At 52.6% G+C, this 12,831-nt stretch carries 11 protein-coding genes; 8 read left to right on the forward strand and 3 right to left on the reverse strand.

The features are described 5' to 3' along the window. The first annotated feature begins 4 nt into the window (after positions 1-4). The 5 genes from ureB (at position 5) to HBA93_RS10010 (ending at position 6,810) form a co-directional block, all read left to right on the forward strand. Positions 5-766, forward strand: coding sequence for an urease subunit beta (gene ureB / locus HBA93_RS09990; RefSeq protein WP_221723169.1), 762 nt, complete (start codon positions 5-7; stop codon positions 764-766). A gap of 88 nt (positions 767-854) precedes the next feature. Further along, a complete protein-coding gene (gene ureC, locus HBA93_RS09995; RefSeq protein WP_221723170.1) occupies positions 855-2,570 on the forward strand; it encodes an urease subunit alpha in 1,716 nt (571 codons plus the stop codon). 217 nt (positions 2,571-2,787) lie between these two features. Next, a complete protein-coding gene (locus tag HBA93_RS10000; RefSeq protein ID WP_221723171.1) occupies positions 2,788-3,480 on the forward strand; it encodes an alpha/beta hydrolase in 693 nt (230 codons plus the stop codon). Between the two features lie 377 nt (positions 3,481-3,857). Further along, complete coding sequence (locus HBA93_RS10005) at positions 3,858-5,147, forward strand: NCS2 family permease (RefSeq protein ID WP_121991819.1); 1,290 nt, start codon at positions 3,858-3,860, stop codon at positions 5,145-5,147. Positions 5,148-5,418: 271 nt separating this feature from the next. Next, positions 5,419-6,810: an MATE family efflux transporter gene (locus HBA93_RS10010; RefSeq protein WP_121991818.1), complete on the forward strand. Its 1,392-nt coding sequence runs from the start codon at positions 5,419-5,421 to the stop codon at positions 6,808-6,810. A gap of 59 nt (positions 6,811-6,869) precedes the next feature. Here the strand turns inward: HBA93_RS10010 and HBA93_RS10015 are convergent, their stop codons facing one another. After that, complete coding sequence (locus HBA93_RS10015) at positions 6,870-7,559, reverse strand: hydrolase (protein ID WP_121991817.1); 690 nt, start codon at positions 7,557-7,559, stop codon at positions 6,870-6,872. Between the two features lie 107 nt (positions 7,560-7,666). Beyond that, a complete protein-coding gene (locus HBA93_RS10020) occupies positions 7,667-8,359 on the reverse strand; it encodes a pirin family protein (RefSeq protein WP_221723172.1) in 693 nt (230 codons plus the stop codon). Positions 8,360-8,524: 165 nt separating this feature from the next. Between HBA93_RS10020 and HBA93_RS10025 the strand changes: the two genes are divergently transcribed. Next, positions 8,525-9,451: a LysR family transcriptional regulator gene (locus tag HBA93_RS10025; protein ID WP_221723173.1), complete on the forward strand. Its 927-nt coding sequence runs from the start codon at positions 8,525-8,527 to the stop codon at positions 9,449-9,451. A gap of 192 nt (positions 9,452-9,643) precedes the next feature. On the opposite strand, the gene HBA93_RS10030 is transcribed toward HBA93_RS10025, so the two are convergent. Then, positions 9,644-11,908 carry a heavy metal translocating P-type ATPase gene (locus HBA93_RS10030; RefSeq protein ID WP_221723174.1) on the reverse strand — a complete coding sequence of 755 codons (2,265 nt, stop codon included), beginning with the start codon at positions 11,906-11,908 and terminating at the stop codon, positions 9,644-9,646. 75 nt (positions 11,909-11,983) lie between these two features. Between HBA93_RS10030 and HBA93_RS10035 the strand changes: the two genes are divergently transcribed. Together HBA93_RS10035 and HBA93_RS10040 are read left to right on the forward strand one after the other, a co-directional pair. After that, positions 11,984-12,433, forward strand: coding sequence for a MerR family transcriptional regulator (locus tag HBA93_RS10035; protein WP_121991813.1), 450 nt, complete (start codon positions 11,984-11,986; stop codon positions 12,431-12,433). 25 nt (positions 12,434-12,458) lie between these two features. Beyond that, positions 12,459-12,806: an ArsC family reductase gene (locus HBA93_RS10040; RefSeq protein ID WP_221723175.1), complete on the forward strand. Its 348-nt coding sequence runs from the start codon at positions 12,459-12,461 to the stop codon at positions 12,804-12,806. Positions 12,807-12,831 lie beyond the last annotated feature (25 nt).

A 12,831-nucleotide genomic window follows, 5' to 3' on the forward strand; every position in this document is an offset into this window, starting at 1 on the left:
ACCATTGCATCTTACACCTCATGAAACTGACAAGCTGATGCTTGTAACCACCGGTCAGCTGGCGCAGCGTCGTCTCGCACGCGGCCTGCGTCTGAATTATCCGGAAGCCGTGGCTCTGATCTCACTGGTCATGCTGGAGTTGATCCGTGATGGTCAGCATTCAGTCGCGCAACTGATGCACATCGGCAGCACTATTCTCGGCAGACGCGAAGTGATGTCCGGTGTGGCCGAGATGATTGAAGATGTGCAAATTGAAGGCACATTTAAAGACGGCACCAAGCTGGTGGCCGTGCGCGCGCCAATCAGTGCTGACAAAGGCGATATGAAACTGGCACTCTATGGCAGTTTCCTGCCGGTTCCGGAGAAAATGCAGGATGATGAAGAGATTGGTATTGCCGGTCAGGTTGTCTGCGCTGAGGGTGACATTGCGCTGAATGAAGGACGTGAAACTGTCACGATCAGCGTCACCAATACCGATAGCCGTCCGGTACAGATCGGCAGCCATTTCAATTTTGTTGAAACCAATCCGCGTCTGAAATTCGACCGTGAAGCAGCCTATGGCAAGCGTCTGGATATTCCGGCGGGGCTGGCTGTGCGCTTTGAACCGGGTGAAACCAAGGACGTTACACTGGTCGCGATTTCCGGCAATCAGATCATTCGCGGCGGCAATAATCTGGTCGATGGCGCGGTGGATGCGGACAATAAAGCACGCACACTTTCCCGCGTGAATGAGCGGGCTTTTGCCAACAGCCGCCATGCTGAATGAGCGCTTTCATCACAATTTCAAACAATAATTTAAGCTTGCAGGGCGCCGGAGATGCTGTTGCACCGCGCTCTGCCGATAAGGATAAAACATGGTCTATAAAATAACCCGTGCAGATTACGCCAAGTTTTTCGGCCCGACCAAGGGCGACAAAGTTCGTCTGGGCGATACCAATCTCTATGCGGAAGTCGAACACGATTACACTGTCTATGGAGATGAATGCATCTTCGGTTCCGGCAAGGTCATCCGTGACGGTATGGGACAGGCCACCGGTGTCAGCAGTGACAAGGCTCTGGACTGCATCATTACCAATGCGCTGATCATTGATTATACCGGCATTGTTAAAGCCGATATCGGTATCAAAGACGGTAAAATCGCCGGTATTGGCAAAGCCGGTAATCCGGATATCATGGCCAGTGTGCATCCGGATCTGGTGATCGGGGTGAATACAGAAGTGATCTCGGGTGAGGGCTGTATCGTTACCGCCGGCGGTATTGATACGCACTTCCATTATATCACGCCGTCACAGCCAATCACCTCGATTGCCAGCGGGCTGACCACTGTGCTTGGCGGCGGTACCGGTCCTGCAACAGGCTCAATGGCGACCACTTGCACGCCAAATCCGAATTATCTGCATAATATGATGCAGGCGACCGATGATCTGCCGCTCAATGTGATCTTTACCGGTCGCGGCAGTTCATCCCGTCCTGAAGGTATGCGCGAGCAGGTGCTGGCCGGTGCTGCTGGTCTGAAGCTGCATGAAGACTGGGGCACAACTCCGGCAGCCATTGCAACCTGTATGGATATGGCCGACGAATATGACATTCAGGTCACCATTCATATGGATTCCGTCAATGAAAGCTGCACGGTGGAGGATTCCATCAAGGCCTTTGGCGGTCGTTCGATCCATGCCTATCATGCGGAAGGTGCAGGCGGTGGTCATGCGCCTGATCTGATGCGCATCTGTGCGGAAGCCAATGTGCTGACCAGTTCTACCACACCGACTTTGCCTTACACTGTCAATACGGTGGAAGAGCATCTCGATATGCTGATGGTCTGTCATCATCTGGATAAGAATATTCCGGAAGATGTGGCTTTTGCAGCCAGCCGTATCCGTGCCAACACGATTGCTGCCGAAGGCGTGCTGCATGATATCGGTGCGATTTCCATGATGACCTCTGACAGTCAGGCGATGGGACGCGGTGGTGAGGTGATTATGCGCACATGGCAGGTTGCCGATCAGATGAAAGCGCAGCGCGGTAGCCTGCCGCAGGACGGTGCGGGAAATGATAATTTCCGTATCAAACGCTATATCGCCAAATATACCATTAATCCGGCAATCGCGCATGGTATCAGCCATCTCATTGGGTCAGTTGAAACCGGCAAAGTCGCGGATCTGGTGCTGTGGAAACCGGCATTCTTCGGTCAGCGTCCGGAACTGGTGATGAAGAGCGGTTTCATCGCCTATGCGCAGATCGGTGATGCCAATGCGTCGATCCCGACGCCACAGCCGGTGATCATGCGTCCGATGTTCGGTGCATTGTCTTCCGGTATTGGCAAGACCTCAATCCTGTTCGTCAGTCAGGCATCGGTCAATGATGGCAATGTACTGAATCTTGGCCTGAACAAGCGCATTGAGCCGGTCGTTAAATGTCGTGGCCTGACTAAAGCTGACATGAAGCTCAATGATGCATTGCCGGCAATTACGGTTGATCCGAAGACTTATAAAGTCAGCGTTGATGGAGCAGAGGTGGGGGCGGAGCCGGTTTCTGTCGTGCCGCTTGCGCAGCGTTACAACCTGTTCTGATTGCTATTGAGAAGGGCGGCACGCCATACAGAAATATGCGGCGTGCTGCTACCAAAAAATAATCGACATCCGGTTGCCGGACAAAACAGGCGCTCTAATTACGATGCACTGTTCTTACATAAATATCTTATAATTCTAAAATAATAATATTCCCTATTCTGTCGTTCATCAAAAGACAGCACATAATTCAGGATTACCACTGCAAAAGGAGATAGCTATGGGTGGTCAGCTGACAATTGTATTAGTGCACGGGTTTTGGGGCGGAGCCGCCCATTGGAGCAAAGTTATTCTCGAATTGTCCCGTAAGGGATATGACAAAATCCGCGCAGTGGAAATGCCGCTGACAGCTCTGGCTGATGATGCGGAGCGAACCCGAAAAATGGTGAAGCAGCAGGAAGGCAAGGTTTTGTTGGTGGGGCATTCCTATGGCGGTGCCGTTATAACAGAAATGGGTAACCTGCCTAATGTTGCCGGACTGGTCTATATTGCCGCTTTCGCCCCGGATGCAGGGGAAAGTCCTGGTGGTATCAGTCAGGCAAAACCGCCTGCAGCCATCGCCAATCTGGAGCCGGACAGTGACGGTTATCTCTGGATTAAGTTTGATAAATACCACGAAAGCTTCTGTCAGGACATGAGCGCAGATGAAGCTCTGGTAATGGCTGTGGCGCAGAAAGCACCGGTTGCAACCACATTTGGTGATAATGTAACTGACCCTGCATGGAAGCATAAGCCGGTCTGGTATCAGCTTTCAACGCAGGATCACATGATCCATCCTGACAATCAGAAAAATATGGCCGGACGGATGAATCCGCGTAAAATTATTGAGCTGGATGCGAGCCATGCTTCGCTTGCTTCCCGCGCGGCAGAAGTTGCAAATCTGATTGATGAGGCTGCAAAAGCGCTCGGCTAAAGCCGTTGCAAGATTAACCTTACGTAATCATCGCAAAGCTGCGGTGCATTAAAGCGGAGCGTGTGCAGCCGTGTTTAAAGGCGACACGCTTCGCTTCTAACCAGCATATAATCATTATTATCAGTCATTTTTGCCTGCGAGATTCCGGTGCATAAAGCCTGCACAGCGGAGTGCCGGATCGTGCTGTGCATTTACGCGACCGGCTATTCATGATAATGGCGAAAATGTGGCATTGTTTTATCCCGCCGGATCAGGCGGCCTAAAACAGGTCGCCTCCCGTGGACTGCAGCAGGTTTTGCTATCAGGATTTTGCGAGGAGGCCATTCATCTGCAAGACGTCAGAATGCTTTCTTACCAAAGACTGACAGGGAGCTACCATGCTGGAAAAGCTTTTCAAATTACAGGAACATAAGACCAATGTGCGCACGGAAGTGCTCGCCGGCCTGACAACGTTCCTGACGATGTCCTATATCATTTTTGTTAATCCGGATATTCTGTCCTCCACCGGTATGGATCGCAATGCGATCTTTGTCGCGACCTGTCTTGCCGCTGCGCTTGGCTCACTCGTGATGGCCTTCGTTGCTAACTGGCCAATCGGTATGGCTCCGGGCATGGGACTGAACGCGTTTTTTGCCTTTACCGTTGTCGGTATCATGGGTTTCTCATGGCAGCAGGCTCTGGGCGCTGTCTTTATTTCCGGTGTGATTTTCTTCATTCTCACCGTTTCCGGCATCCGCAGCTGGCTGGTTGACGGTATTCCGAAATCCCTGCGCAGTGCGATCGCTGTCGGTATCGGTATGTTCCTTGCGCTGGTTGGTATGAAAAGCTCCGGCATTATTGTCGGCAGCGAAGCAACCTTCATCACTCTTGGCGATCTGACCAAAACCGGCCCGCTGCTGGCGATCTTCGGCTTTTTCGTGATGGCCGTACTGGATGCGCTCAAAGTGCGCGGTTCGATTCTGATCGGTATTCTTGTAGTAACTGTTCTGTCGATCATGCTCGGTGTAAGCCAGTTTCAGGGCGTGTTCTCCGCACCGCCAAGCCTGATGCCGACATTCCTGCAGCTCGATATTATGGGCGCTCTGCATGTGGGCTTCCTGCAGGTTATTCTGGTTTTCGTTCTGGTTGAAGTTTTTGATGCAACCGGTACGCTGATCGGCGTGAGTAAGCGTGCAGGTCTCATTCCTGAAGGTAAGCCGAACCGCCTGAACCGCGCTTTGTTCGCTGACAGTACTGCAATTATCGGCGGTTCCATTATCGGTACCAGCTCGACAACCGCTTATGTTGAAAGCGCTTCCGGTGTTCAGGCCGGTGGCCGCACAGGTCTGACTGCACTGGTTATCGCTCTTCTGTTCCTTGCCGCCTTGTTCATTTCACCTCTGGCCGGTTCCGTTCCTGCCTATGCAACAGCGCCGGCGCTGATCTATGTCGCCTGTCTGATGATGCGTGAAATGTCTGAAATCGAATGGGATGATGTAACGGAAGCCGCACCTGCTGCTCTGACAGCACTGGGTATTCCGTTCACCTATTCGATTGCCAATGGTCTGGCCTTCGGCTTTATCAGCTATGTTGTGCTCAAGGCCGGTTCGGGTAAGTGGCGGGTTATTCATCCGGCAACATGGATTGTTGCGGCCTTGTTTGTGATCCGCTTTGCCTATGTGCATTAAAGCATCGTAACCTTGCTTGTTACTATGTTGAGCCGCAGTGCCGGAAAGCACTGCGGCTCAACACATTTGATTGTTCTTTCAGATCGCTCTCGATCTTCATGAACCGGCATGATACAGCATGGTTCTCAATGTTAAGCGCCGGCTCTTCTGTCCGGAAACTGCTTGCGAATATACCATAACAAAATGAGCGTATTTTCCTGAGGCAGTCAGGCCGGAAAATGCTTTGAAAACCCGGCCTGTGCCGGAAAAAGCTGTCGGGAGGCGGCTGAACATGACTGCAATTACGCAGACAAATACAGGAAATCGCTGGGGGCGGGAGGTTGTTTCGTCCTTTAAACTTGGCTGGCCGCTGATTTTCACGAATCTTTCGCAGGCAGCGCTTACCGCAACGGATGTCATTCTGATCGGGCGTCTGGGCGCCGATACGCTGGCTGCTGCCGTGCTGACCACCAGCTTTTATCATTCGATGATGATCTTCTGCATGGGGCTGGTTTCTGCCACACTGCCGATGATGGCGATGGCGCTTGGCCGCAACCGTCATTCGGTGCGTGACGTGCGCCGTACTGTGCGTCAGGGTTTCTGGACTGCGATCATTATCTGTATTCCGTTCTGGATTTTGCTCTGGAATGCAGAATCCGTGTTTCTGTTCATGGGACAGAGGCCGGATATTGCCGCCCATTCCGTGCAGATGATGCATACGCTGCAATGGGCGATGCTGCCTTATCTCGGTTATATCGGTCTGCGCTCATTTCTGGCGGCGATGGAACGCCCGCTCTGGACATTGCTGATTGCGGCTTTTGCTATCGTGTTCAACGCGATTGCTGCCTATAGCCTGATTTTCGGTAAATTCGGCATGCCGGAAATGGGGTTGCGTGGTGCCGGTATTGCGACCACAGCCTCCAGCTGGATGATGTTCTTTGGTCTGGTTGTTGTTGTCTGTACCCATAAGAAATTCCGTCGCTATCGTTTGTTTGGCCGCTTCTGGCGCCCTGACTGGCCCCGTTTCATTGAATTGTGGCGCATTGGTTTGCCAATGGCACTGACCTTTGCCTTTGAAACCACGATTTTCTATGCGGCTGTGCTGATGATGGGTAAAATCAGCCCGACGTCACTGGCCGCTCATGCGGTAGCGATGCAGATTGCTTCCCTGAGTTTCATGGTGCCGCTCGGCTTCGGGCAGGTGGCGACTGTTCGCGTGGGGCGCGCTTATGGTGCGGGCAATCGCGAGGCTGTGGCCTATGCGGGCTGGAGTGCCTATGCTTTAGGGGTAGGTTTCATGGGGCTGATGGGGCTCTTGATGATCCTGATGCCGAAGGTCTTTATCAGTGCGTTTCTGGATATTCGTGATCCGGCCAATGCGGAAGTGATCCGGCTTTGCGTATCATTTCTGGCTTTTGCGGCTTTGTTCCAGATTGTTGACGGTGCGCAGGCTGTAGCTGCGGGTATGTTGCGCGGATTGCGCGATACGCGCATTCCGATGTTTCTGGCGCTGCTTGGTTATTGGGGCGTTGGCCTGCCGCTTGGGGCGCTGCTGGCCTTTACCTTCAATTTTGAAGGGATCGGCGTGTGGATTGGTCTGGCGACAGGGCTTGCAATCGTCGCTGTGCTGATGACACAGCGCTGGATGCGCCGCGACAGTCTCAGTAATGTGGTCTATGTCTGATAAAAAATGGCTGCGGAACATATAAGTTCCGCAGCCATTTTCATTTCTGCGTCCGAAAATTATTTTCGCATTGAATCGAGAGTTTCGTGATTTTTCTCGACTTCCTGTGCTTTCATGTAGCTTTCAATCAGAAGCTGATAAGGCGGGAAAATAAGAGTGTAGACTTTGGCCCATTCCGCCGCATCATCACGGTTCCAGCTGCGCTGAATTTCAGAGGCCACTGCTGCGGTATCCATCGGAATAACACCTGCCTGTGTGATGCGTGCCAGCGTGATTTCCTGTGCCATTTTGGAATAGGTGCCGGAAGCATCAACAACAGCAAAAACTTTATACCCGTCATAGACTGCTGAAATTGACGGAAAGGCCATGCAGACACTGGTAATTGTACCGGCAATAATCAGGGTCTTGCGACCTGTTGCTTTGACGGCGGCAACGAAATCCGGATTATCCCACGCATTGATTTCACCTTTGCGTGCAACATACTGGGCATGAGGGGCATTTTCATGAATTTCCGGAATCAGCGGGCCGTTTGGTCCCTGAGGCACGGATGCGGTGGTGATGACCGGAATTTTTGCCAGCGTTGCGATTTTGGCAAGTGCTGTGGCCCGGGCACGCAGTTCAGTCATCGGCATATCTCCGACAGTCTGAAACAGGCCGCTCTGATGGTCGATCAGCAGCATAACTGCATCTTCCGGATCAATAACCGGACGCTGACCGTTGAAATTGGCTATGGTTGAAGGAAGGTTCATTTCGGTTTCTCCTTTGATTTTGAAGTCTGGTTGTGCACTTATCATCTGCCGGTCTCACGCGGCTGGGGGGCAGTGTGAAACCGGCAGAGCATGGCCGGATAATCCGGTCATGAAACTGATATTTTTCCGAAATGGCCATTTTGAAAATCACGAAGAGCGGAGCTGATTTCTTCCGTGCTGTTCATAACAAATGGCCCATGAATAACGACAGGTTCGTCAATTGGTTCCCCGCTGAGAACCAGAAAAGAGGTATTGTTTTGCGCCTCTATCCGGACATCCGTGCCCTTGCGATCCAGCAGGACCAGCTGAGCCTCGGTTGCCTGCTTGTCATCATTAATAGTGACAGCACCGCTGAGTACCACCAGCATTGCGGTGTGACCGTCAGGAATAGGCAGAGTGACGGTCATGTTCTGGCGCAGACTGACATCCCATAGATTGACGGGAGTAAAAGTACGGGCAGGGCCTTCAATCTTGTTATAAGTACCGGCAATAACGCGCAGGCTCCCTGCGCCACCCGCGCCGATCGTGCCGCCATTACCGGTTGAATCCCGATGCTCGAGCTCGCCCTGATAAACAAGCGTGACTCTTTCAAAGCCGCGATGGGGATGGATGCCGACACCACGCCGGTGGTCGGAACCTTTCGCGGCGGGTTTGAATTCTGCAGGGCCTGCATAGTCAAGCAGAAGAAACGGGCTGACATGATCGCCATGGCTGGCATAGGAGAAGATTGAGCGTGCAGGAAAGCCGTCGCCTACCCAATGCGGGCGGGGGCTGCTGTAAACACCTAATACCTTTCTCATTGCCTGTCTCCTGTATTGCTTTGATGACAGGAAGATATGAGCAGGACAAAAATAGCGGTAGTCAGCAAAAATGCACTACAATGTCTGAAATATGAGACAATATCGTAGCGATTTAAAATAATAAGGTTATATTCAGCGAAACAGATGACATGACAGGGAGTTTCCATGCAGGATCTGAATGATCTGAGATTTTTCGTGGTTGTGGTAGAGCAGGGCGGATTTGCTGCTGCGGCACGCAAGCTGAATATGCCGCGCTCCCGCCTCAGTCGCCGCATTGGTCTTCTGGAGGACAGTCTTGGTGTACGGCTGATCCAGCGCACAACCCGCCATTTTGCGGTGACGGAAGTCGGGCATGAATATTATCGTCATTGTGTGGCTATGCTGGTTGAGGCCGAAGCCGCGCAGGAGGTAATTGACCGGATGCGTTCGGAACCGCAGGGCATAGTGCGGGTCAGTTGTCCGTCTTCAATGATTTACTTCCAGATCGGCGACATGATTGCCCGCTTCATGCAGGAGAATCCCAAGGTCGATGTGTTGCTGGAAAGTACAAACCGCCGTGTTGATGTGCTGCGGGAAGGCTTTGATCTGGCAATCCGCGTGCGCTTTCCGCCGTTGGATGACAGTGATCTTGTCATCCGTAAACTGGCGGAAAGTCCGCAGCGTCTTGTCGCCAGTCCGTCCGTAATTGCCGAAATTAACCGGCCTTTGGTACCGGCTGATCTGGCTGTATTGCCAAGCATGGCATGGGACCCGCTGCGGGTGGATCATGAATGGTGTCTGGAAAAGGCAGATGGTGCGACAGCGCGTGTGCATCACAAGCCGCGCCTGATAACGGAAGATATGGTGGCTCTGCGTATGGCGGCTCTGCATGGTGTCGGTGTATGTCAGTTGCCGACAATGGTTATCCGCGATGATCTGCGTGAGGGGCGTCTGGTGGATGTGCTGCCGGAATGGGCACCGCGCACCGGTATTCTCCATGCAGCTTTTCCGTCGCGGCGCGGCTTGCTGCCTTCTGTTCGGTCACTGCTGGATTTCCTCGGCAATGAATATGCAAAAATTGCCCGTGAAGAAACAGATTACAGTCTGACATAAAGCATTTCCAGTTTATCATGGATCATAGAAAATGCTCTATCTATTTGTTTTTGGTGTATCTTATCCGATCGAAGCGGGATTAAAAAATCAGTCCAGTGGACTGATTTTCCCGCGAAGGCGGTTCCCACTTTTCGGGATACGCACTAAATAAAAAGGGCACCGGATGGTGCCCTTTTTGATTTTGTAAATGGATTAAGGTTTCCAGCGCAGCAACCGCATGGCATTGGCTGTCACCAGAACGGTGGCACCGGTATCGGCCAGAATAGCTGGCCAAAGGCCGGTAATGCCGAGGATCGTGGTGATGAGGAACACGACCTTCAATCCAATGGCGAGCGTAATATTCTGCTTGATATTCGCCATGGTTGTTTTTGACAGGTCGATCATATTGGCAACGTCAGTCACGCGGCCATGCATGATCGCGGCATCAGCAGTTTCGAGCGCCACATCAGTACCGCCGCCCATGGCGATACCGAGATCGGCAGCGGCCAGTGCCGGAGCGTCATTGATACCGTCACCGATTTTCGCAACGATCTGCTTATCGGCTTTCAGTTCACCGACCACGCGACGCTTGTCTGCGGGCATCATTTCCGCATGGACTTCCATGCCGAGATCGCGGCCGATCGCTTCTGCCGTACGGCGGTTGTCACCGGTCAGCATGATGGTGCGGATACCCTGCGCCTGCAGTGCTTTGATACCCTGACGCGCATCTTCACGCGGCTCATCCCGCATGGCGATACCACCGGCAAGCTGGTCGCCGATCATCAGCAGCGAGACGGTCTTGCCCTGATCATTCATATCAGCGATGCGCTTCTGATCCGCATCGGAAATGCTGGTCTTGGCGGCGATAGCTTTAGGAGAGGCCAGCAGAATGGCTTTGCTGTCAACTGTACCGGATACGCCTTTACCACCAAGCGCTGCGCCGTCATGCATTTGTGGCAGAGTCAATTTTCGATCTTCCGCAGCCTTGAGAATAGCAACAGCAAGCGGATGGCTTGAACCCTGTTCAACGGCTGCCGCATAGCGCAGAACTTCTTCTTCCGGGCTGCCAAAGGCGATGATGTCTGTGACAACCGGTTTGCCTTCTGTCAGTGTGCCGGTCTTGTCAAAGGCGGCAGCTGTCACATGACCGGCGCTTTCCAGAACTGCACCACCTTTCATCAGCAGGCCACGGCGGGCACCGGAAGAAAGACCGGCAGCAATCGCGGCAGGCGTGGAAATAACCAGAGCACAAGGACAGCCGATCAGCAGAATAGCCAGACCTTTATAGATCCATTCATTCCAGTCACCACCGGCAACAAGCGGCGGTATAATCGCCACCAGAGCAGCAAGGATCATCACCGCAGGTGTGTACCAGACCGAGAATCGGTCGATAAAACGCTCGGTCGGTGCTTTGGATTCCTGCGCTTCCTCAACCTGTGCAATAATACGGGCAATGGTGTTGTTCTGCGCAGTGGCAGTGACTTTAACCCGCAGGACAGCATCAGAATTGATAGTTCCTGCAAAAACCTTATCGCCAATTTCTTTATTCTTAGGCGTGCTTTCGCCGGTCACAGGGGCTTCATTGACCGCGCTGTTTCCGCTGATAACTTCACCATCGGCAGCAATACGGTCACCCGGACGTACCAGAATGATTATGCCTACACTAAGACTTGCAGCATCCTGCTCGATAATCTGCCCGTCTTTTTCCACACGCGCAGTTTTCGGTACCAGATCGGCAAGGCCACGGATGGAGTTGCGGGCACGTCGTGCAGCCACACCTTCCAGAAGCTCACCGATCAGGAACAGGAAGACAACCATCGCGGCTTCTTCCACAGCACCGATAAACAGCGCGCCGACAGCGGCAACGGTCATCAGTGTTTCAATAGAGAATGGCGTGCCGAAACGGGCACCGGCCAGAGCGCGGCGGGCAATTGGCACCAGTCCCACCAGCATTGCGGCAGAGAAAATATAGATTTCATATTGCGGAACAAAATGGCCGAGAAGATAGGCCGCAACCAGTGCCGTACCCGCAGCAATTGTCAGCCTCGCTTTACCCTGCTGCCACCACGGCTTGCTGTCTTCATCAGTGCCATGATCATGCATATGCAGCGGTGAGGTCTCTTTGACCTTTTCCTGCTTCTGCTCGTGCGCATGACTGTGACTATGGTCTTTATGATCATGCGAGGCATGATCATGATCACCGGAGCAGACATGAGCGTCGGTTTCCGGCTCTGCAACAACAGCGCCTTGATTGGCACCCATATAGCTGGATTTATAGCCGAGTTTTTTCAGCTGGCCGGTAATAGCGTCGGCTTCGACACCATTATGGGTTACAGTCATCGTGCCTTTGGTGACCGAGACATTGACATCGCTGATCTGTTTGCCAAGGCGGCGCACAGCCGTGTCAATTTTCATGGCGCAGGAGGCGCAATCCATGCCTTCAACACGGAATCTATCCTGACGGACGGGACCGGACATCTCCAATTTCCTTTTCTCTTGCATCTTTTGAGAAAGACCCTAAATGCTCTAGTGGCTATAGGAGCAAGCGGAAAAATGGACAAAAAAGGTTATACGATTGGCAAAGTTGCGGCACGTAGCGGTGTTAAAGTGCCAACTATCCGTTTTTACGAGCAAATCGGGCTGATCCGTGAGCCGGAACGCACTGAGAGTCAGCGGCGGGAATATGGCGCGGAAGATATTAAGCGCCTGACTTTTATCCGCCATGCGCGTGATCTCGGCTTTGAAATCAATGACATTCGTGAATTACTGGCCATGACCGAGACGCCGAATGCCTCCTGTCATGAGGCAGATTCGATTGCGCGGCGTCATCTTGATGAGATTGAAGATCGTATCGGGCGCCTGTCAGCCTTGCGCGATGAATTACGCCGCATGGTCAGTGAGTGCGATCACGGACGGGTTTGTGAATGCAGGGTGATTCAGATTCTTGAAGATCACAGCCAGTGCGGCCATGATCACGATCATCCGGCGCAGACGCTGAAATAGCATTATCTATAAGAGAGGAATGGACGTGACTGTAACCATTTACGGCATTAAGAATTGTGACACGATGCGCAAGGCGCAGGACTGGCTGAACGCACAGAATATTGCATTCGATTTTCATGATTATAAGAAGGTTGGTCTGGATCGTGCCAGGCTGGAAAACTGGTGCCAGGAACTGGGCTGGGAAACCGTAATCAACCGTGCAGGTCAGACATTCCGTAAACTCGATGATGCCCAGAAGCAGGATTTGACTGAAGCCAAGGCTATTGAGCTGATGCTCGGCAATCTGTCGATGATTAAACGTCCGGTTCTGGAAAAGGACGGCAAATTGCTGGCCGGTTTCAAGCCGGAAATTTATGTGGAATTTTTTGCTTAAACCTTGAGGCTGCCGTTCTCTGTTC

The sequence above is a fragment of the Ochrobactrum sp. SFR4 genome (genome assembly GCF_019730395.1).
Classification (GTDB): Bacteria; Pseudomonadota; Alphaproteobacteria; order Rhizobiales; family Rhizobiaceae; genus Pseudochrobactrum.